Below are 21,864 nucleotides of genomic sequence, written 5' to 3' on the forward strand. Positions count from 1 at the left end.
TGCCGTGCTTCTTCCGCTTCGTTGAGATCAGGTGGGAACGATCAGCGCAGAGAAGTGCGCGCTATCGCCAGAAACAGGCGGTTTTTAACAGCCATCAACAATTGAGAACTGAACATCGGACGGACGGCCGTCGGCGCGGCAAGCCGACAATGACAGGAACTGCTCATGACGATTAAGATCGGCTCAGGGCCTGACGCCGCTGTCAACCAGCGGTCTTTCAATGAGCCGCGTCGTTGCATCGATGCGAGCCGCGGAGGGAACCGTCACATGGGACGACGAACCGTTCGAGTCATTCGCCCCCGCGGGGGCGGCGGCGTGTTCGCAGTGGAAGCGCTATTGGTGGGATTGATCGCCGGCGTGGCGTTACATGAAATATTTCCAGAAATGCACGGCGCGTTACTTCTGACGCTCGGCATTTTTTCCGCCATTGCATTTGCGATGCTGGTCCTGAAGTTTGTGATCATCTTCTGGCTCTGGACCGCGGCCCTGGCGGGCGGCGCGGGCTACGGCATCCTGCGCGCGTCATCGGATTTGGGATGGGGGCTGTTTTGGGCGGCGATCGCCGTGCCGATCATCGTCGGCTTACACGTGTCCTCGAGAAATCGGATGAAAGCGGACGAACACGAGAACGAGGACGCAGACGAAGTGATCATCGTGGAATGAGGGATGCTCTTGCTCGGATCAATCCGATCAATCCGCTCGATCACAAACACGACACCCATCTCACCGGCACCCCGAGCTTCGCGGGCTGCCGGGGAATGACCGGTGCACGCTCGGGCGAAGGCCCGTCATCACGGGCGATGATCCTTCTGGCAATGTGGGCCGCCGTTGATCGATCCGTCCCACCGATTCGGGCTCCACGGGCGCCACGCGTTTATGGGGTTCTCTGTACTGGCGTGGCGTTTGGGGTCGAGGATACGCTCGGGCGCGCACCCGCGGCGGCCTCGCGCTGAGCGGCGGCGCCCTCGCCCGTGGCGCGTGAGTCATCCTTGGGCACTTGAATGACGTCCAGCAGATAACAAAAGCCATTGGGAATTGCTCCTTTCCGCCGGGAGCGAACGGTCTTGCGTCTGCGAGAACTACTCGACAGCGAAATGCCGCTGCCGTTTTCGGCACCTCGCTTTGGGACCGAGCCGCCCCCATAGTCTCAAAAGCGTACAGAGAAACAAGTCCGTCCCCTTTTTCCTCCCTTTTTTCCTTCAGGCGTTGACTCCGGCGCTTGCTTAACGCCGGCTTCTGCTCACCTCAGCTGAGCCGAAGATCATCAATTCTGTCGACCGCCTTCTATTCTGGGACAAGGGGACCGTTCGCCATCGCATCTCGAAGCTTTTGAAGGAGCGCGCGGGGTGCAATGGACGCTTTCGTGAGTGCTTCCGCTGCCCTTGCGCGCCACGCCAGGTCTCCTGATCCGGGATAATCCCTTCTCAAATCACGCAGAGTTCGCAATGCATGGCGAGACCAGTCGCGGAAGTCATCAAGACCCCACACCAGCACTCCGGTCATATGCACCGTTGCCGCCTTATCGATCTTGCGAACGGGGGTCACAATAATTGGGACTACCTCGGCGCCCGCTGCAAGCGGCACATTGGCCCGAACCCAATTAGGATGGGTCGTCGCCTGGCGGGCCTTCTCAATGCTAAGCCGTCCATCGGCTTTTGCGTCTGAATGATCTTCAAAGATGAGGCACAAATTTTCATTCGCCACCCACCATGGATCCGGACTGCCTGTGTCATTCCGGTTTCCCGCGTCGTATCCCAAGAGCGCCCCCAAATCACAGTGCCCTTTCTCGAAACTCTTCGCTTCATTCTTCTCGATTTTCTCGCGGATCGCCTTTTCTTCCTTGTCGTACTTGAAATCTGTCAACGTTCCCAGCTCATCGAACATCCCCTCGATACGCTCCACCAATTTCATCGTTTCGGCATCGAATGAACTAACACTGTCATCTCCTTCGTCTGCAAGCTTCGCAAGAGAGGCGAGCCAGGTCACCGTGCGTTCGGCTCGTTGCGCGTTGCCAAAGTGCTCGCGCGCACGCGAATCAAACCCCTTCGATCCGTCCTTGTACATGAGCCAGGCAGCGCTGCCTGCGAGGTAGTGCCAAAGTGCACGATAGCCTCGCAAGCTCGAGTCGGTCAGTTTGGCAATGACAGCTCTCGCGTGGCCGTACGCACTTTCGTAGTCCTTTGCCCAGAGCGAAAGCTGATACTCCAACTCAGCCGCTGCTACATTCTGCAAGTCCTCTGCACCGGGCAAGGACTTGCGCTGCATGAAATCTCGCAAACTGACGATCTCGGCGTTCGCGGCAACCCACTCGTCCGATTGAGCGAAGAACGTATCCAGATTCTCGAGGTAGTCGGCGACCGTCGCCCCCTTCGCTTGATCGATGCCGAATGCCAGCTCGGCATGCAGTTCCGGATGCAACCAGTCACGTCGCTCCGGCGTCATCAGGTACTTGTTCAATTCCTCGCCCCGCACGACCACCGCACAGTAGTCTTGGTCCGAACGCGTACACCGGCCGAAAGCCTGGACGAGTCGTGTCAGGATTCGGACATTCAGTAAATCGACGGCTCCGAGCCGACGAACGAAGAACAATTCCTGCAGATTCGTAGCACGCGGTAGACCTTCCACAAACATGAGGCGACATTCATCACCGGGGAAATCGATCCCGTCGTAGCGATTCGCGACAATGGCAACAGCGTTTTGGCTTCCGATGAAGGGCGTCTTGGATTTCTCAATCGCCGCGGCGTCGAAGACGTCGAACCCCGTTTGCTTCCTTACGATGTCTCCAAATTCGCTTGCTCGCACCCCATCCGGTGTAAGCACTAAGGCGCGCCCTGCTCTCTTCATCGTCTCCCCGCACAGAATGTGCTGCTGCTGCTCATTCAAAGATCGCTCAGGGAACATGAAATAGCGACGGCCAATGGTTTGTCGGTCCGCCGCCTTGGACATCAGATTGGTAATCGGACTTTGGCCCGTGATCCGTTCGAGTTCGCCGCCGCTGCCGATGGTCGCGGACATATATATGCGTTGACGGCTCGCCGCGAAGGGTTGGTGTGTCCGCGTGGGCGGCAGCAGCGGCCGAATCAGAATAGCCTTTGCGCCGATATACATATGACATGCGTCGAGATGATCTCGTATTGCGGCCCAGGCAAATCGATGCTCCTTTTCGGTCGCTTCCGAATCGATCACCGACAGCAGACGATTCGACATCTCGTGCAATACCGGCGACGGGATCTTTTCAACCCATCCGCGATCCCTCAGCCGAGGATCAGGATCAGTCAGCCGCTTCTGATCTGCCGGATTGAGTGTCGGTGCGACGACTTCCACCACCGCCTCGAACAGGCCGCCGTGCTTCTGCTCGGACCCATCAATGACGAGCGACCACAAATTAGCGATGTACTGCTCAGACGCATGTGCGTCATCTAGAATGACGACGGACGGATCATCAAAGTAGGGAGCCGAATTGAACAGACTGCTGTATGTTGTGACGGCAATACGCTCGCAGTTTTGATACTCAGCAGCCGCATCCTTGTCATAACTCAACTTTGAGCCAGTGAACGCGTGGGTTTTCAGCCCGAACTTGGCGTTTGCTTCGGCGACAACCTGATGAACCAGTTGTCGCGTGGGACAAAGAAACACGACGCGATCGCGAAACTTCAGCCTCCGCCATTCGCCGATCATCAATCCGACCAGGGTCTTGCCAGCACCCGTTGGCAGCTGGATGGCGACATTCTTCTCGTTCAGGGCTTTGTCCATGTAGGCACGCCACGCATCGGCCTGATCCGACAGCGGGCCATGAACTTTCTTCGTTTTCATGTCGCGGAAAAGCGTTTCCGGACTTTCCAACGACAAAGAAGATGTCTTGTTGAGCTTGAAGGCCATGACTCGATCCCTTGTTAGGCGCGCACGCAGCAACTTGGTTGGCTTGCAACGACGTCGCGACTCGATCGACGCAGCAACCCAGCCGAAACTATAGTGGATCGAGGTGAGCCCGGGTTGGGACGCTGGCCGACATCAACCGAGTGGCAAGGCGCGCCGTCGCCGCTATCCCCGGCTCGGCTCCTGGAACATCGAGATTCAACCCGCCTTGACGTTCTAATACATTGATCTACGTCGCATTTGGGCGGGAGCGCTGCGATTGTGGATCCGCGAAATATTATGAGTGCAGACGCGTGCTCGATGTGGCGCTCGCGCTTTCATTTCAGCGCCTGCCGCGTCTTGCAAGCAACGAGACGACCCGCTGCTACACGCGATCTTCGATCTTCCCCTGCCTACCCGCGCCCTGCTGGTCAAAGCCCATCTGGCATGACAAACGTTAGACAACCCTCACAGGATGAGGACGCTGACTCGTTTTCTGATATTCCTCGAGCAAGCTTCACGGCGACCGCAGTGATGTCAGGAAACACTGAAAACATCCCCTTCGTGGACATCTATCCTGCGCTTGCATCGATCCGCGACGACTCTCAGCATCCATGAGTTCAAAGGCTCTGCCTGAGCCGTACTATCGGCGCGCGCCATCGCAACCCTCCATCCATTGGTCCCCACGTTGCGCGGCGCATCTGCACGCTGCTAGCATTCCCCTCGACCATTACGATCCTGTGGGCAGCAGACTCCTCGATCGGGGTGGCAAGATGGCCCCAGCTCTGAGGTAGAGCGTGTCGCCAACAAAGCGATAGGTGCGGGTTCGACTCCCGCGGGCCGCATCGCTCCCCCCGATGCTCGACTAGGGGGCTCTTTCGCGCGCTGAAGGACGGCGGCTATGTCCAGATGCATGACAACAGAGGGGCAGCGGAGTGTTCCTCGCGGTTCAATTTCCCTTTGCTGATATCCGTGGATTCTTAGAAGGCGGCGGCAGCCGATTGGCTCGGCCCGCCTGGCCCCTGGCCGAACCCGGACTGGACTTCGTACGCTCTGCAGGTCTCGTGCAGCCCCGCCGACGCGGTGGCGTCGCGGACTGGGCCGGGGAGGAACTGTACGGAGATGCCAAGCGCGCATTCCGCTTTCCAGATCGCCTTGACCATCTGCAGTTTCCTCTGGGTGAGGCGACTGGAACCTTACGATGTGCCTTTCGTCGCTTTCACTCAGAAGGTACCGTTGCGCGCCTCGAGGTCGGGTTGAAGGTCATTCCAGTGGCGCCGATCTCGGGGACGCCTGTCGATCTTCTGACCCTGATTCGCAGCGTCCTGACGCTGCAGGTCTCGGTGAGAGATACAAACCTTCAACCCCGCGCGGTCAAACTCATCGACGCGGGCGAGCATCTGGCGCGGCACTTTCTGTTTGCAACGACGAACCATCAACGTCGGCACCTTGCCGGGCCTCCAGAACCTTGGTGGCTAACTTGCGGCAATCCAGCCCTCGTCATCGAACATTCGGTCGATATCGTCCCGCCTCCCCATACGCGCCGCGTGCTGGAGGTCAGTGCCGCAGGCGCCTCGTTGTCGCACGCATGGATTCAGTTCGGCAAAGAACGCTGCAGCGTGTGGTTCATGGCAAGATCCGAAGGTGATCCGGATGCCGCACGCCGTCTTCGCATTCACCTGATTCGCCTGCATGCCGAGCGCGAATGCCTCCGCGCGATTCTTGTGCATATCAGGCAAGGCAATCGGCTCAATTTGACGCGCAATACGCCCACATCCGATGCGGTACAGAGTTACCTGCGCGATACTGTACATCTGCTCAACAAGCCAAGACACATGGGTCTGGAACAGTCGGCGATGCTCGAGGCTGCACACCAAGCGCTGGGGGTGGTCTTTGAGGGGGAAACCGCCTCCCTCACGCTGTTACGCAGACAGGTGGCCGCGCTGGTCGATGGCTATGTTCGTCGAGCCCAGAACACCGCGGCGGTGATCAACAACATCCAGGGAAATGTCATGAACACCAACATCCAGATGGGCAACGTCAGCGTGACAGGTGACTTCAATGTCGTCACCGCGACCAACATTCAGAACAGTTTCAACAAGGCCGCGAACTCAAACGTCGATGCCGACCTGAAGGACAAGCTGAAGGCCGTCGCGGTGGAAGTGGCGAAGCTCGCCAAACAGCTGCCACCGGATGATGCGGAACGCGTCTCGAAGGACCTTGAGGCGTTCACCTCTGAAGCTGTTTCAAAGACACCGCGAAAGGAATGGTATGAGCTGTCCGCCAAAGGCCTATTGGAGGCCGCAAAGACCGTCGCAGCGATGGCCGCTCCCATTACGACGGCGGTCAAGGCCGTGCTGGCGCTGCTCGCTGTGTAAGTCAGATCGGTGAGATCGTCGCAAAGATGACGATCCGCGGCAGCTGGGACAGAGCACCGACGATGGCCGGGTTCACTAGTGACAACTACTATGCATAACCGTCCGCTGCCTGCGATTGAGGCGGACGTCCTTTTTGCACGGGACGACAGCCCCCGGAACCCTCAGAGGGAACGATGACGGATACGAGTGTTCTGGCTGAAGCGCAAGCCTGTCGCTCGAAGCGGCTCTGGCGTGATGATCGCAGGTCTGTCGTTACATCATGTGGTTCTGACGCGCCCGAAGCGCAGAATGCATCGGCCGCACGTGGGCGCGATCAAAGTGATCATGAACTCGAACGCGACAAAGAGCGCGGGCACGCCTAGTCAAGCGCTGTAAGGATTGCGCAATTAATTTGGCGGCAGCGAGGGGCCGAAATCCCAGCGACTAATCCGGTGACCGCGGTCGATCGAGTCATCGAGTCGATAGCACAGCAGGTTACTCTTGTGCACCAACTCTGCAGCCCAATACATCGGGGCGGTCATGATGGTTTGAAAGGACGACCGCGGGCTCGCTAAGAAATTGACGTAGTAGCGGAGGCGTACGGCGTCCATGCACAACGCTCCATATTCCACAAGGAGCACCGCTGGGGCTAGCCGCGCCGCAAGCTGCAGGCGAGCAATCACAAACTCCAAGAGGATAGCCGTTCGCTCCCCTCCGGATAGTGCCCCACTCCGGAAGGGCACTCGGACGTACGATTCTCCACGATGGAGCGTGCACATCAACGTGGAACCGTCATGGTTATCGCCTGAGCCAGCGCAAGTCCACTCCGCTGCAGCAAGAATCCCTACGGGAGATTCACAGATGCGAGCGGTCAGCGCGCGAACGCTGCGCGGGTCTAGATCTAACAAGTTACACAACAGCTGCATCTCGTTACCAGCGGAACGACGGAAGTGCTCATTCACATACATCATCGCGAAGGGAATCGGCCCCAGCGAGTGGATCACATCATCCACCCGAATCTCAGGGCATGCGCTGTTGAGCTGAACTGAGAGCGTGTGATCGGCGGGATTGGAGAACGCGACGTCAAAGTGTAGGGGCTTCCCATGCTTCTGCCAGCGCGAAAGGTGCTTGCAGGTCGCGAGCGTGGAAATCCAATCGCACAAGGCGGTCTTGCCTGATCCGATGGAGCCCACAATCAGCGTGACCTTGCCAAACTCCAGCGTACAGTTGTCATCGAAGATGGGAGATTGGCGCACTGTCAATCGCTTGATCCAACCCTGCTGGAGCACCAGCCCGTTGTGCTCACGCGCAGTTCGCTGTTCACGGTCCGCTTTCCATGCCGCTAAGAGCGTCGGAGAGTAGGCCGCGCCGGCATTCTTATCGATGAGGCCGGCGTGATGCGCGCACATCCAAATTCCATTGCTGGTCGCAGCAATATCCTGAGGGGCCAGCGATCCCCAGCCTCGCGGCCCCGCCTGAGATGCGCTGTAGATGTGGCATGCAACTCCTGACACCTCGAATCTTCGAGGATCAATATCAGGCCCCACAGTGAGCCGATCACAACCAAGAAAACTGCACCGGTAGCCGGCACGCTTTGCGATGGCCTCTTTAGTTTTCGCAGAGAACTCTATTCGCTTTGTCATTCCGTTCCTTCCCGCGATAGCCTCGGTGAGTCTGTGTCTCAGGTGCAATGGAATATTCATTGCCTATGGTTATGGTCAACCTTGGTCGTTGCCTTAGGCAGCCTCGGCCATACGGTGCTCATAGTAGGGGCGATGCCGCTGACTCAGGATGTCGAACAATTCGGCCGAGCTGCGCCCCTGAGGCGCGAGCCACGCAAACGCCGCCTCGCGCGTGAGATTGATGGGACACCGATTATGCCCCGCTTTTCTTACCTCATCGGGGGGTTCGTCGGTGATCAGCGCCATCGAATGGAGCACCTCCTCACCTCGTTGCCACCGCGACCAGATGCACGGCACGAGCATCGGGGTCGCGTCCTTTGGATTGAACTGCAGCACGACGTTTTCGGCTTGCTCGCCCGCCTCGAGTTCGCGGCCCTGCATGTCGTGACGTTTCACGTTCTCGCGGAATCCCTCCAGCACGAGCAGGCCATGATTCTTTCCAAAGACCGGTCGCCACCAGTCTTCTAGACTCTCTCGCCTTGCGTTGTTTAGGAACCTTCAAAGTATTAGGAGCAAATGAGAGGCCCCAGAATGGCTAGAAAACCCATCCTGCACTTCCGCCGAACTGGTTCCAGCGAATCAGTTCCGCACCTAGTGCGACCCTGGCGCGTGAAAAAGCAACTTCGCAGGTTTGGGCGAAAAAGAAAATTCGTCATCAATCGCGCACTACGACAGAAGGCGGCCGACATGCGGGATACGTCGAGCGCAATCGGAAGGTCTCGCGAAATGCCGGGCGACGCTTATCTCCGCATCGCGCCCCGCATTCGCTGAACCCGCTTTACCCCGAGAGCTGAACGAGATGTTCCGCAAGCGCGCCGATGACGGCGGTCGGCCGGATCCCCTGATCAAATGTCACAAGTCGGCCTTTATTCCTGACTGCCAGCGCCAATAGATATCGATCGGTGATCTGCTTCGGCCCAAGCAACTCGGCTTGTTTGAAGACCTCGGTATCGGCGAGACTGACGTCGTCCGGCCAGAAGCGGTGATGTTCCGTTGCCTTAGCCACCGCGAGGCGCTGCAAGACCGCAGCTACCGATAGCGGATTCGGATATCCAGCACTCGCCATGATGCGCGCGGTGCCATTTTCAGTGATCGGGCAAGACGCCCAACCATGCTCGAGATGCGTTGAGAACCATTCACTGGCAACGGAATGACCCACGTGATCTCTATCAAGAAGTGCGATCAAAACATTGACGTCGAACAGTGCTCTCACTCAGTAGGCGTCCTGTTCACGCAGACGATCAATCTGCTCATTAGTGACCAGCCCCCCACGACTTTCAAACGGCACGAAGCCTCCCACTCCAGCACGAGCAGAATTGGTGGGAGTTTTGGTGAGCGCCAGACGAGCTAACTCCGACAGGACAGCGCCTGCGGTACGATCCGCTTGCCGAGCGAGGCTTTTAACTGCCTCTAGCACATCGTCATCAATGTCAAGAGTAGTACGCATGGAAGCATTCTACGCATCTGATGCGATCGCATCAAGTGCGGCCTTATGCAGTCGTAAGTCATTGATCTGACAGCCAGGGCGTAAAATCGGTGTCCAGTTTTCGCCGATCGAGTGAAGAGCTCCGGCCGCTACGCCGCCCTGGCAATGCGATGGCTTGTGCCTTGGACCAACGATCTCAAACCGCAACCTTGGCCCTGCGGCCTCTGGGCCCAAACCTTGCGGTCGAGCAGGACGACGACTCGCACCGTCGTCGTCGGTGACGGCCTATTGTGCGGTCCGCCGCTAGATTGGCACTGCCCTGAACACCGGCGTGGATCGTTGGCAATGTTTGTCGGCACGAGCGACGCCTAAGCGATGAAGCAATATTCCTCAAGCGGCCTCGGCCACGCGATGCTCGTAGTAGGGACGCTGGCGCTGATTCAGAATCTCGAACAGTTCGGCGTCACTGCGACCCTGTGGCGTAAGCCAGTTAAGTGCCGCCTCGCGCGTGAGATTGATGGGACATCGATTATGGCCGGCACGTGCGACTTCTTCAGGGGGCTCATCCGTAATGAGCGCCATGGAATGAAGGACCTCATCGCCTCGTTGCCATCGAGACCAAATGCAAGGCACGAGCATCTGCGTGCCATCCTTGGGATTGAACTGAAGCACGACGTTCTCGGGTCGCTCGCCCTCCTTCAGCTCACGCCCCTGCATGTCATGCGCCTTGACGTTCTCACGAAATCCGTCCAACACGAGCAGGCCGTGATGCTTGCCGAAGACCGGTCGCCACCAGTCATCCAGTGAGTCGATGCGCGCATTGTAATTTCCGTTCAATCGCCGATCCATGTCCGGTGCGTGTCCCGGCAAGCGACAGTGATAGCGCATCGGCGTCATCTTCCGCTCCCCCGCCGTCTCGATGATGAGTGGACCGTAATGCATCGGATACATGACGAGGTCTTCTTCGGTCGTCTCGCCATCCCGGAAATCTTTCAGCCACTTCAGACGCTGTTCGATCTTGTCTGCCGAGACCTGTAGATCCTTCTGTGCCGCCTTGGTCACCTTTTGCGCGAGCTTGCGCTCGGCGTCCGCATGGCGTCGGCGCTGTTCGAAAATCTCCGCCTGCCACTCGCTCGTCCGCTGCGCACGGTAGGCGCTGATCGCCGCAGCGATCGGTGCCGCCTGCGGATCGTTCATGCCCAAGAATTGACGATCGAGCGCGATAGGCATCTTGACGGACTTCGGATCCGTGAGGCGCGCCTCGTACGCGCGCTGAAACGCGGCGAACTCGATGCGACTGCCGAGCTCGCGTTCCAGCCGACGCAAGTCTGCCGAGACGAGCGCTGCGTAACACATGATCCTGCCCCCTCACCCGTGCTGTGGAGCCGATGATGCCATCGCTGTGTCCTGAGACAACCCCACCCCTGCGGCACGCCAGGGTCCGCCCAACGGACCTGACAGACTTCCACCGGCAAGTCACATCGGGCGCAGTACGTGAGCCAGCGCCGCTGGTTGTCCTGTACGCGATCGCCCGGCCCCTTCACTTCGATGAATCGATACGTGCGCGTCTTCACGAAGAACTGCACGAGATCCGGAAAGCCACTGGTGTTCTCGCCGAGATCCTCGAGCATCCGCGCGAAATAGAGTTTCAAATGCACGGCGGGAATGCAGGCCAGCGCGAGCCGCAGCGTCGCTTCATCGAACGCGAACCAGTGCACGAACGGTGCACGGGTGCCGTGCTCGTCCGCGAAGGTGCGCAGGATCGCCTCGACGTACTCGCCGGTGTCGAGGCGCTCGAGACACGCATCGAACGCGTTCCGTCGTTTGGCGACGAAGTCGGGACAATACAGATCCGCCGGCGCCGCTTGAAACGGATGAAAGAACGCGCCGCGCACGGGGGCAAAGAGCGCCTGCCAACATGCCAGGCCAAACAACGAACACAACAGGCTGTTCTCGACGTAGAACACCGGCGCATCGTCGCTCGATAGATGCGCCTGCACGAGCCACTCGACGCGCCGATCGGGATCCTGCACCAACGACAGCGCGCTCGTGCTCCACGCGGGGCGGGTCACGGAGCGGACCGACCGCGCTCCCCGTCGGCGCTCGAGGCGCGCGACGATGCGGCTCACCCGCTCCCTCATCCGTTCACTGCCGCCCGTCGCGAGCACGCTCCGCGCCCTCGACAGCGCCTCCTCCTCGCGCTTCAAACATTCGAGGAGGCGCACTTCGCGCACCTGTGCATCGATCTGCCCATTGTTCCGATACAGGCCGAGCGCCGTGTCGGGCTCGGCGTCGAGCTCGGCCGCCTGCCCCACCGCAAATCGCAGTCGATCCCAGGCCCGGTGCAGCCAGCCTCGACACCTGGGCGCGTCGGGCAGTCGTGCGAGCAGTTCGGGCAAGGCGGCGCCCTCGCTCATCGCCTCGTGACATTCATACAGTGCGTAGAAGAACTCGATCTGCTTGCGCGATTCGAACGGGCGACTCGCAAGATCGAGCGCCACCGGCTCGTAGTTGAAGATCTGCAGATGCGAAAGCGTATATTCGTGCCAGTCTTGATGAAAATTTCCGAAATGCAGCAAGCGAAAGCGCGTGACCGTGGGCGCGATGGTGACGCGATACACCGGCTCATTTGTCTCTAGCCATTCCTGAAACGTACGCGCCTCGGCCGGCTCGTCGATGAGCGCTTCGTAGGGGGCCGATTTCGTGAGCCGCCCCATCCGATCGCCGGAGGCGCGCGAGCTCCGCGCGGGTCGCGAGCCGAAACAAGTCCGTGAGCGCAAGCTTCGGCCGCGCATCGACCCAGCCGATCTCGATCAACGCACTGAGCGCCTCGTCGAGCGGCTCGATTTCGGCATAGCGAATCTTCGAGCGGCGAAAGAGCGCACCTCGGCGCATCGACAGGCGGGCGAGCAGCGCCTGCGCGGGCACCGGCAATGCCTCGAATCCAGTTGCGAACGCACGCTCCGCCGTCGAGAGCAGGTCGTGATTGCGTGTCACGACCCACGCGATGGCCTGCCGGAAAGTTGCGCAAGTAATAGAGTGCCTCCGGCAGCTCCGCGCTGATCAATCGAGTCCCCCTCTCCGATTAACGTGGGTTTATGTACAGCATAGCGATAGTGCGGCGGCCATGAAAATTAAATTCAGCGCGCGATCAGCCGGTTAGCCATCGAGCGGGGTTCGAGGGGGCATATTTGCCGGTCTATCTTCTTCCGCCCCGCGTCAAAGCGATCTAGGATCTGTATATCTATACAGCTCCATCGATGGCTATGCCCGACCGGCCCGACCACCTCTGCTGCCCAATCTGCCACGGCACCGTCTTCCAGCCCGTGGTGTTGAACCGTCCGGACGGCACCCAAGTCGTGACGCGCCTGATCTTCTGCGCCAATTGCACGATCGTCTGCCTCGATCCGGTCGCGCTCACGCGCGCGTTCGAAGACCGACCACGAGCACGCCGATCTGCCGCGGGCAGTCCCGCGATCGCGGCTTGGTCGAAGATCAACCAGCGGCGCCGGGAGCGGGAGTGACCGATGACGACCGTCACGCTCGCCGAGATTCCGCAGCTGTGGCGCGCGGAGTCGCTCCCCTCGCTCGCGGCAGAGTGCGTGCCGAGCGGCGATGCGGCGCTCGATCGCGCCTTGGGCGGCGGCTGGCCGCGCCCCTCGCTGATCGACGTGCTGTGTGATGCGCACGGCATCGGTGAACTGCGGCTGCTCCTCAATCTATTGAAACCCGCACGCGCGTTAGACGCGTCCTGCCGCCCGATCGTGTTGTGGCTCTCACCGCCCCATGAGCTGCACGCGATCGCACTCACGCAGTACGGGCTCGATCCCCGCGATCATTGGATCTGCGACGTGTCGCAGCCGACCGATCTGACCTGGGCCATGACGCAGGCACTACGCTCGGGGGCGTGTCTCGCGGTGCTCGCCTGGGCGCGGCAGTTGAAACCGGCTGCGATACGCACCTTGAGGCTTGCGGCGATGACGGGCCGCGGAGTCGGCGTGTTGTTTCGGTCGACGAGCGAGGCACGCATCGCCTCCGCCGCGACGTTGCGGATCGCGCTCGCTCGCAAGGAGGCGTTCCTCGAAGTCTCGATCCTGAAGATGCAGGGAAGACGGCCGAGTCTCGTGCGCATCGACGTGGCTCACATGGACGACTGCCTGAGCGCTCGGAGGCCGTGATGTCGGCGGCGCTGCAACTGACCTTGTTCGATCCGCCCGCGCACGCCGTGGCATCGGTGCGGGCACCGATCGAAGTGGCTCAAGCACCTACGCCTACGCCCGCGCGCTCGCCGAAACGATCGCAGGCGTGGCTCGCCCTGCACTTTGCGGATCTCGCGCGCGCCGCGGCGTACCAGGCCGCAGTGCCCGAACGACGAGCGCTGCTCGATGCCTCGGCCTGGGCGGTGATCGACACCGATCGTTTGAAACACGTCGTCGCGTGCAACGAACGCGCCTGGCGGCACGGCGTGCGACCCGGTCATCGCATGAATGCCGCGATCGCCCTCTGCGCCTCGCTCGAGCTCGTCTCACGCGAGGTCGCGTCCGAAACCCATCTGCTCGAACGCATCGCGACCACCTGTCTCGAGTTCACCTCGGCGGTGAGCGTCCAACCGCCGAACGAGGTGCTGCTCGAAGTGCGCGGCAGCTTTCGGTTGTTCGGCGGTGCGCAGGCGCTCATCGCGCGCCTCGAGGCAGCACTTGCGAATCTCGATGCGGGACTGCAGGTGGCCCTCGCCCCGACCGCCCGCGCCGCGCAGTGGCTCGCCCGCGCATCGAACGCACCGCGCGTGTGTCTGCCTCGCGAATTGCCCGGCATCTTGAGCGCGGTGCCGATTGCGAGCCTGCACTGGCCGCTTGCGATCGAGCTGCAACTGATGCGCTTTGGCGTCGGCACCGTCGCGGATTTGATGCGCCTGTCGCGCAAGGATCTCGCGCGGCGCATCGGCGCCGGTCCCGTGCACGAACTCGCGCAGGCGCTCGGTCGTACGCCCTGGCTGCAGCGCGGCTGGTCGACGCCGCCCGGCTACCACGATCGGGTGCTGCTCGAGTTCGAGATCGAGACGACGACATTGCTCGAAAAAATGCTGGAGCGGCCGCTCGCACGCTTGCAACGAACGCTCATCGGCGCCGCCCGCGCGATCGATGAGCTCACGCTCACGCTGAAACATCGCGAGGGGGCGACGGCGCTGCACCTTCGCCTGCAGCAGGCGAGCAGCGACACCGCACACGTCGCGAGCCTGCTCCACGAGCACCTCGATCGACTGACGCTGCGCGCACCGGTGCGGGAAGTCGCGATCGAGGCGCCGAGACTGCTCCTCGCCCAACCTCACCATCAAGTGCTCGCGTTGGATCCAGACACGCGCGCCGAACTGCCCGAGCTGGCCGAGCGCAAGGCGCGTCTGCTCGAACGGTTGCAGAGCCGCTTCGGCGTGCCGGCCGTGCGTGCGCTCATCTCACGCGCCCATCACGTGCCCGAATGCGCGCAGGCAAACGCGGCGCCGTGCGCGACGACGCCTGCGGTCGCCCCGCCTGCGCATCTGCCGCGACGGCCGCTGTGGTTGTTTCGTGAACCGACGCCTGCGACCCGTGAATATCGCGAGGGAGCATTTCGGATCGTATCGAGTCCCGAGACGATCGAGGCGGAGCCGTGGGACGGCCCGAGCGTCCGGCGCGCTTACTATCGCGCTCATGCCTCGTGCGGCCTCGAGTGCTGGATTTATCGCGACCTCGACTTGCGCGATGAATGGTTCGTCCACGGCCTGTTTGGATGAGCTCGTTTAGATGAGGCCGTTTGGATGCGTCACGTGGGCATCGCCCCACGCGGGATGATCGATGTACGCCGAGTTGCATGCCCTCACCAATTTCTCGTTCGTGAAAGGGGCCTCCTTTCCCGAGGAACTGGTGGAACGGGCCGCCCAGCTGGGTTACCGCGCGATCGCGATCACCGATGAGTGCAGCCTCGCAGGCGTCGTGCGTGCGCACGAGGCGGCCAAGAAGTTCAACCTCGCGCTGATCGTCGGGGCGACGCTCACCTGCTCCGATGGGCTCACCGTGATTGCCCTCGCGCGCTCGCGCACAGGCTACGGGCAGTTGTGTCGACTGATCACGCGCGCGCGGCGGGCGGCGGGCAAAGGCTGCTACACGCTCGAACGCGATTGGCTCGCAGGCGCCCTCGATGAATGTTGTTTGATCTGGCTGCCGGGCGAGAACGACGACGCCGATGGCGCTTGGCTGTCCGAGCAATTTTTAGGTCGGCTGTGGCTCGGGGTCGAATTGCATCACGACGGGCGCGATCGGGCGCACGTGGCGCGGGCGCGTTCGTTGTCGCAGGCGCTGAACGTCCCCGTCACCGCCTGTGGCGGCGTGCGCATGCACGTGCGGGAACGCAAGGCCCTGCTCGATGTGCTGACGGCCATTCATCGGCGCACCCAAGTATCCCAGTGCGGCTATGGCCTCGAACCCAATCGCGATCGTCATCTGCACGCCGTGCCGGTGCTCGCGGCTCGCTATCCCGCGGAGTGGCTCAGCGAGAGCGTGCGCATCGCCGAGCAATGCCAGTTCTCATTGGATGAAATCAAATACCAATTTCCGGCGGAGCTGGTCCCCGAAGAACACACGGCCGCGAGTTGGTTGCGGACGCTCGCGTACGCGGGCGCGCACGAGCGCTGGCCGGAAGGCATTCCGGAGACCGTCGGAGGCTTGCTCGAGCACGAGCTGTCCTTGATCGCAGACCTGCGCTACGAGCATTTTTTTCTCACCGTGCACGATCTGGTGCGGTTCGCGAGAGGCCGCGACATCCTCTGCCAGGGCCGGGGCTCGGCGGCCAACTCCGTCGTGTGCTACTGCTTGGGGATCACCATCGTCGATCCGTCGTGTCAGTCGGTCCTCTTCGAGCGCTTCATCAGCAAGGAGCGACACGAACCGCCCGACATCGATGTCGACTTCGAGCACGAGCGGCGCGAAGAAGTCATGCAATATCTCTACGCCCGCTACGGCCGGCATCGTGCGGGGATTGCGGCGACCGTCCTCACCTATCGGTTGAAGAGCGCGCTGCGTGACGTGGCGAAGGCGCTCGGCTTCGATGGGTTGCAAATCGAGCGGCTGATCGGCGCGCTCGCGCGCCGCGAGTCCGAGGATCCCAAAGCATTGCCCCGCTGGCTCGCCGAGGTCGGCTTCGATGCGAACCATCCGCTCATGATCCGCCTCTTGAGCCTCGTCGCCGAGCTCGTCGGCTTTCCGCGCCACTTGTCGCAACACGTGGGCGGCTTCGTGATCGCAGCCGACCGATTGGATGAACTCGTACCGATCGAGAATGCGAGCATGGCCGATCGCACCGTCATCCAGTGGGACAAGGACGACCTCGAGAGCTTGGGGCTGTTGAAGGTCGACGTGCTGGCCTTGGGGATGCTCACCGCCATTCGCAAGACGCTCGCGCTACACAACCAAGCGACGGGCGCCTCGCTCACGATGGCGACGATCCCGACCGAGGATCCCGCGACGTATGAGATGTTCTGTCGCGCCGATACGGTCGGGGTGTTTCAGATCGAATCGCGGGCGCAGATGTCGATGCTGCCTCGATTGCAGCCGCGACGATTTTACGATCTCGTCGTCGAGATCGGCCTCGTGCGCCCCGGCCCCATCGTGGGTGACATGGTGCATCCTTACCTCAGACGCCGCATGGGCCTGGAGCCCGTCACGTATCCGAGCGAGGCGGTGCGGCGCGTGCTCGAGCGGACCTTAGGCATTCCGATCTGGCAGGAACAGGCCATGGAACTTGCGGTCGTCGCCGCAGGCTTCACGTTGGGCGAAGCCGACGCCCTGCGACGCGCGATGGCGGCGTGGCGGCGGCATGGCAACTTGGAAGCGTTTCATGAAAAGTTGCTGACGGGGTTGCGCGCCCGCGGCTATGACGAGGTCTTCGCCGATCAGCTGTGGCGGCAGTTGCAGGGTTTTTCGGCGTATGGCTTTCCCGAAAGTCATGCGGCGAGTTTCGCGGCGATTGCCTACGCAAGTGGCTGGTTGAGATGTCACGCCCCCGCCGCGTTCGCCGCCGGGCTCATCAACAGTCAGCCGATGGGCTTCTATAGTCCGTCGCAAATCGTTCGAGACGCACGCGAGCATGGGGTCGAGGTGCGTGCCGTCGATGTGACGCGCAGTCACTGGGATTGCACGCTGGAAGTCGACGGCGCCGAACGATCGCCGGCGCTGCGACTCGGGTTCCGGCTCGTGAAGGGATTGAGCGAGGCGGCCGTCGCGCGACTGATCCACGCTCGAGATGAAAGCGCCTTTGTCGACCCGACGAATCTCGTGCGTCGAAGCGAGCTGTCTCGGCGTGACCTGGAACTCTTGGCGGGCGCCAATGCGCTCGCGTCGCTCGCCGGTCACCGTCATCGGGCGGCGTGGGCGCTCGCGGGGGTGGAGACCGACCATGAATTGTTGGCGCAGGCGCCGCCCCGCGAAGCCGACGCCTTGTTGCGCGCCCCGAGCGAGGGTCAAAACATTCTCGCGGATTTTAGGAGCACGGGCGTGTCGCTGCGCCGGCATCCGGTTGCGTTGTTGCGCGATCGGCTGCTTCGACGAGGCATCCAATCCGCCCGCGAGGTGCTCGCACTCGAGAACGGCGCCGAGGTGCGTTACGTCGGCCTGGTCACGCTCCGGCAAAGTCCGAGCACGGCCAAGCACACGACCTTCATGACGGTGGAGGATGAAACCGGCATCGTGCAAGTGATCGTGTGGAATAGCGTGGCGCAGGACTTTCGCGCGGCGTTTCTGGGCAGCTCGCTGATGGAAGTGCGCGGGACGTTTCAGCACGAAAGCGGCGTCAAGCACGTGATCGCGCAGGCGCTGTTCGATCACACGCGATGGTTGGGGGTGCTGAAGGTACCGTCTCGCGATTTTCACTGAGACATCGTCGAGGAACGCGAAGCGATGGCGCGCAACTCATGAAAGGACGACGGGGTAGCGCCGTGCATTCGATCGTTGTTACTACAATACGCCCACTCCGATGTGGATACCCTCTCCTGCTCGCACCGAACGCGATCGTTAGGCATGCTGCGAGAAGACGCGTTGACGCAGATCGGCGATTGAACTCGTGATGCAGAGACGTCGACTACAAACAATTTGGCGACGCATCGCTTCTCTTTTCGTATGCCGTGGCCAGGTCGACTACAGTTGACATTCTCACGAGTTTTTTCGATCAACGCGTCAACACGGCACGATTGTCGAGTAACATCTCTTCTATACGGCGCTGATAGCAGATCACCTTCGATCATCGATTTGTGACTCACGCCATCATCATCGCCAAGACACGAGTGTCTCGCGTAGCACGGAGCAAACGATGTTGATTCTGAACAGACGCGTGGGCGAAGCCGTGATGATCTTCGATGACATCACGGTCACGGTGCTCAGTGTGAGAGGCACTCAGGTCCGGTTGGGGTTCGCCGCCGATGCCACCGTGCCGATCCACCGAGAAGAGGTCCATGAGCGCATTCAACGCGAGCGCGCATCGTCGAACGTATCGACGCGGATCCATCGGCGCGACGGCGAAAGGGTATCCCTCCGAAAGCGTCGCGAGCGGCATCCTGAAACGGACGCGCCCACCGGCTCGCCAACGGGTTTAGAGAGTGTTGTCGACGAGTGATTGAGCGATCGAAAGATGACGAGGATCGAGGAGATCCGATCGACGCATTGGGATGAAGAAAACAGGAGCGGCTAGGCCGCTCCCGCCCGGAACGCACGGTGTTACAGCACCATGCGCGCCTACCAATACACCCCTGCTTGGAGGAATGTATGGCTACCTATCAGTTTACCGGGTTTGCGCCCGGTGTGGCGCGTCCGCCGTCATGGTCCGCGCCTCCACATACCCCGCCCCAACCTGATTGGCCGATTTTACGCGCCGACGTGCCGCGGATCGTCGCGGTCGATGCCGTTTTCGACTGGCGCAACACGCGCTAGCCCACTCACAGAGGTGCGAGATGAACGCGGCGTTCGGCCGCGCGCATCCGCTTGGAGACTCCCGTGGGCCGGTCGCCGGAATCCCCCTTTGTACGCACGGTCAAGCGCGCGTTCGCGGACGCGTTGGTGGCGGAGATTCGTCGCTCCCGCTTGGGACGCGACGACGCGGCCAAGTCAGGCAACGTCAGTCGCGCGTATCTGCAACTGCTACTGGCCGCGGATCGTCACGCAACCATTGGCACCCTGATCTCTCTCGCGGAGGGCTTAGGGCTGCGTCCCGAAGAGCTCATGGCCAAGACCATGGAACACCTGGACCGCCTTCGGCCGGCGCCGGAGCGTACCGAACCACCCTCGGAGCGTTCAGCCACGTGATCCACCCCATCCCCAATCATCCAGGTCATGTCACCCAAGATTCGGAGAACTCGATGCGACAGAATTTGAGGCCACCAAAAGACTGCAGTTTCGCCGTTTTAAGCACGATATCGAGAGCTGACAAGCGACGTGTGCTCGTCGATCATGGACCTCGTGACGACTCGCCTCGATGTCCACGGAACCACAGGACGCGCACCGCCCATGAGCCTGCATTCACCCCAGGGACGCCAACGTGCGTGCGAGACGTCCTCTCGCCTGCACCTCTCGAAATGGATCAACGAACGTTGCCCGGAATGGACGACGCTGCTCACCGCTCACGAGGTAGCGCGACTCACGCGACGACCGCGCTGTCTGCTATCGGCCTTTGCCTGGCTGGGGCGATTTCCATCTCCCAAGCGCTACCACGGCAAGCCGCTCGGATGGGATCGAGGAGAGATCGAGCATTGGCTGGCCGCGCGACGATCGTCGGTGAGCGGCGCACCTCGATACAGCGTCTGTTCGGAACGCCCACTTCGGAAGAAAACACGCTGCCATGTTCGGCCGGTTGCACGACGGCCGAGGCAGGATCGCTGACGGCCGATGGCCGACCGGACGCTCGAGCATCGAAGCCTCCACGGAGCGTGCTCGCACGACTCATGCGGCGTATGCAGACGACCCAGCAAGGCCGTCGATCTATCGCTTTGACCTTTTCAGCACGGCGTCCACTCCCAGGGAAAGCTGTTCCGTGACGGGCACCAGCAGCTTGAAAGCGTCCACCCCGAGCCCCGCCGCAACCTTACTCACCGTCTCCAACCGTGGATCAACCTCTCCCCGTTCGATCGAACCAATGTAGGTCCGTTTGATGTCAGCTTTCTCAGCTAAATCCTCCTGGGACATTCCTTTGGCAGCCCGATAGATGCGAATGTTCTGACCGAAAATTCTCTTGAGAGGGATACTGCGTGCAGTCATGCCCCAAAGAGTGCGGCGTTGCGGTGTGGCTAGCCATTCCCTAAAAGCTTCCAATATGATAGATTTATCTGCCATTTAGGCATGGATGACTTTCAAAAAGTTCGATCCAGGAGGGGTGAGACGCCTGATGCTCCGCGGGAGCGTGCAAGATACCGAGCGAGATCACGAAAACCTGGGCCGCTCCCATGGAGGCGTGAGTATCGATGGCCACCCGCAAATACGCGGTCGCTGTCCATGGATTTGCTTCCTCTCGTTCCATCGAACCCATCGTACGACGCGTCATCGAAATCGTGGTACGAGTCGAACCACGATTTGGTGTAAGTTCACGTTGAATTACGACACACGGCTCACCGCCGATACGACCACGATCGACCCCGACCATGCCCGACGCACGCGACACTCTCGATGACTGGGTCAATTGGCTCGAGCCTGCGTACGCGAGCTTTCGTGACTTCCTCCTACTCCGAACGGGCGATGCAACGCGTGCGGGCGACCTGCTTCGCGACGCGCTCCTGACGACGCTGTCCACGAACGCAGACACGCCGATAAGCTTGGTTGAGTTTTCCAGGGCCGTGCTGAAAGCGGCGCTGTCGTCGCTTCGCCATCGCGATGAAGCGGCACGCACGCAGGCAACTCACGCGCGCCTCGATGTGCCGGCCGTGCTCGCCGGTAGCCGCGCGCTGCTGCGATCGGCCGCTGACGTGGACGCCCTCGTGAGGTCCGTGATCGATTCATTCGCACGCATCTGCCAGCGCGAGCTCGTGCGAGCGGCGTGGAGCGAGGCGTTCGCTCGCGGCACCTCGTTGCTTGAGGATGCTCTACCTCGTGACGCACTCGTTCATCTCTTGCTGCGCGCCCATCGGCGACTCGTCCTTGCAATGCACCAGCAAGAACTCGCCCGCCTCGGACTGGAGACGGACTCCATTTTGTCCACTACAGTCGACATCGCACGGTGGACCCTCCGACGTCGGATCGAACAAATTGTTATAAACTCCGGCGCCAACCGCTTCGAGGTGGACGCGTGGTTCGCTGACTGGTTGCACGCGCCAGATGCGGCGCTGGACGACCTGCGACCCGATGAATGTTTGAGCACAAGGGCCGGCCGAGAACGATTCACTGATGAGTATCTGCGCCACCTCATCCATCGCGAGCAGGATCGTTTGCAGTTGCAGCGCCTGTTCGTGGAGGCGACCGCTGACGAGCCCCTTCTGCCCGCGGATGCGGCTTACTTCGAGGAACTGCGACGCTACGCCAAGCGCGAATAGGCGTGA

At 61.2% G+C, this 21,864-nt stretch carries 16 protein-coding genes, 1 tRNA gene and 1 pseudogene; 10 read left to right on the forward strand and 8 right to left on the reverse strand.

The annotated features are described in order from the left end of the window. The first annotated feature begins 267 nt into the window (after nt 1-267). Nucleotides 268-663 carry a hypothetical protein gene (locus ACFPN2_RS20940; protein ID WP_380600238.1) on the forward strand — a complete coding sequence of 132 codons (396 nt, stop codon included), beginning with the start codon at nt 268-270 and terminating at the stop codon, nt 661-663. Nucleotides 664-1,284: 621 nt separating this feature from the next. On the opposite strand, the gene ACFPN2_RS20945 is transcribed toward ACFPN2_RS20940, so the two are convergent. Beyond that, nucleotides 1,285-3,879, reverse strand: a complete 2,595-nt coding sequence (locus tag ACFPN2_RS20945; RefSeq protein WP_380600240.1) for a DEAD/DEAH box helicase — start codon at nt 3,877-3,879, stop codon at nt 1,285-1,287. Between the two features lie 751 nt (nt 3,880-4,630). Here ACFPN2_RS20945 and ACFPN2_RS20950 point away from each other — a divergent pair. Both ACFPN2_RS20950 and ACFPN2_RS20955 read left to right on the forward strand, forming a co-directional pair. Next, nucleotides 4,631-4,698, forward strand: a tRNA-Cys gene (locus tag ACFPN2_RS20950). 92 nt (nt 4,699-4,790) lie between these two features. Continuing rightward, on the forward strand, nt 4,791-6,233 hold the full coding sequence (locus tag ACFPN2_RS20955; protein WP_380600242.1) for a hypothetical protein: 1,443 nt from the start codon (nt 4,791-4,793) through the stop codon (nt 6,231-6,233). 386 nt (nt 6,234-6,619) lie between these two features. On the opposite strand, the gene ACFPN2_RS20960 is transcribed toward ACFPN2_RS20955, so the two are convergent. The 6 genes and pseudogenes from ACFPN2_RS20960 to ACFPN2_RS20985 form a co-directional block, all read right to left on the reverse strand. After that, a complete protein-coding gene (locus ACFPN2_RS20960; RefSeq protein WP_380600244.1) occupies nt 6,620-7,915 on the reverse strand; it encodes a hypothetical protein in 1,296 nt (431 codons plus the stop codon). Between the two features lie 33 nt (nt 7,916-7,948). Further along, a pseudogene (locus ACFPN2_RS20965) lies at nt 7,949-8,374 on the reverse strand (SOS response-associated peptidase family protein); the annotation flags it as partial. A 298-nt stretch (nt 8,375-8,672) separates the two neighbouring features. Then, entirely contained in the window at nt 8,673-9,107 is a 435-nt protein-coding gene (locus tag ACFPN2_RS20970) for a TA system VapC family ribonuclease toxin (RefSeq protein ID WP_380600246.1), read from the reverse strand. A gap of 603 nt (nt 9,108-9,710) precedes the next feature. Next, nucleotides 9,711-10,550, reverse strand: coding sequence for an SOS response-associated peptidase family protein (locus ACFPN2_RS20975; protein WP_380600248.1), 840 nt, complete (start codon nt 10,548-10,550; stop codon nt 9,711-9,713). Continuing rightward, nucleotides 10,514-11,941: a VRR-NUC domain-containing protein gene (locus ACFPN2_RS20980; protein WP_380600250.1), complete on the reverse strand. Its 1,428-nt coding sequence runs from the start codon at nt 11,939-11,941 to the stop codon at nt 10,514-10,516. The genes ACFPN2_RS20975 and ACFPN2_RS20980 overlap by 37 nt, the downstream gene beginning before the upstream one ends. A 4-nt stretch (nt 11,942-11,945) precedes the next feature. Next, nucleotides 11,946-12,356 (reverse strand): hypothetical protein, encoded by a 411-nt coding sequence (locus ACFPN2_RS20985; protein ID WP_380600298.1) that lies wholly within the window; start codon nt 12,354-12,356, stop codon nt 11,946-11,948. A 224-nt stretch (nt 12,357-12,580) separates the two neighbouring features. Here ACFPN2_RS20985 and ACFPN2_RS20990 point away from each other — a divergent pair, with 224 nt between their 5' ends. From ACFPN2_RS20990 to ACFPN2_RS21015, 6 genes are all read left to right on the forward strand, one after another. Continuing rightward, nucleotides 12,581-12,844: a hypothetical protein gene (locus ACFPN2_RS20990; RefSeq protein WP_380600252.1), complete on the forward strand. Its 264-nt coding sequence runs from the start codon at nt 12,581-12,583 to the stop codon at nt 12,842-12,844. Between the two features lie 3 nt (nt 12,845-12,847). Further along, nucleotides 12,848-13,498: a translesion DNA synthesis-associated protein ImuA gene (gene imuA / locus ACFPN2_RS20995; RefSeq protein ID WP_380600254.1), complete on the forward strand. Its 651-nt coding sequence runs from the start codon at nt 12,848-12,850 to the stop codon at nt 13,496-13,498. Then, the gene (locus tag ACFPN2_RS21000; RefSeq protein ID WP_380600256.1) at nt 13,498-15,090 is read left to right on the forward strand and encodes a Y-family DNA polymerase; all 1,593 of its coding nucleotides are present in this window, start codon (nt 13,498-13,500) and stop codon (nt 15,088-15,090) included. Before imuA ends, ACFPN2_RS21000 begins: the two co-directional genes overlap by 1 nt. Before the next feature lie 61 nt (nt 15,091-15,151). After that, nucleotides 15,152-18,223, forward strand: a complete 3,072-nt coding sequence (locus tag ACFPN2_RS21005; protein WP_380600258.1) for an error-prone DNA polymerase — start codon at nt 15,152-15,154, stop codon at nt 18,221-18,223. Nucleotides 18,224-18,656: 433 nt separating this feature from the next. Next, nucleotides 18,657-18,959, forward strand: a complete 303-nt coding sequence (gene csrA / locus ACFPN2_RS21010) for a carbon storage regulator CsrA (RefSeq protein ID WP_380600260.1) — start codon at nt 18,657-18,659, stop codon at nt 18,957-18,959. Between the two features lie 377 nt (nt 18,960-19,336). Beyond that, on the forward strand, nt 19,337-19,645 hold the full coding sequence (locus ACFPN2_RS21015; RefSeq protein WP_380600262.1) for a hypothetical protein: 309 nt from the start codon (nt 19,337-19,339) through the stop codon (nt 19,643-19,645). 672 nt (nt 19,646-20,317) lie between these two features. Here ACFPN2_RS21015 and ACFPN2_RS21020 read toward each other — a convergent pair. After that, nucleotides 20,318-20,668: a helix-turn-helix transcriptional regulator gene (locus ACFPN2_RS21020; protein ID WP_380600264.1), complete on the reverse strand. Its 351-nt coding sequence runs from the start codon at nt 20,666-20,668 to the stop codon at nt 20,318-20,320. A 305-nt stretch (nt 20,669-20,973) separates the two neighbouring features. On the opposite strand from ACFPN2_RS21020, the gene ACFPN2_RS21025 reads away from it, so the two are divergent. Further along, nucleotides 20,974-21,858 carry a hypothetical protein gene (locus ACFPN2_RS21025; protein ID WP_380600266.1) on the forward strand — a complete coding sequence of 295 codons (885 nt, stop codon included), beginning with the start codon at nt 20,974-20,976 and terminating at the stop codon, nt 21,856-21,858. Nucleotides 21,859-21,864: the final 6 nt, after the last annotated feature.

The organism is Steroidobacter flavus (genome assembly GCF_042651805.1).
Classification (GTDB): domain Bacteria; phylum Pseudomonadota; class Gammaproteobacteria; order Steroidobacterales; family Steroidobacteraceae; genus Steroidobacter; species Steroidobacter flavus.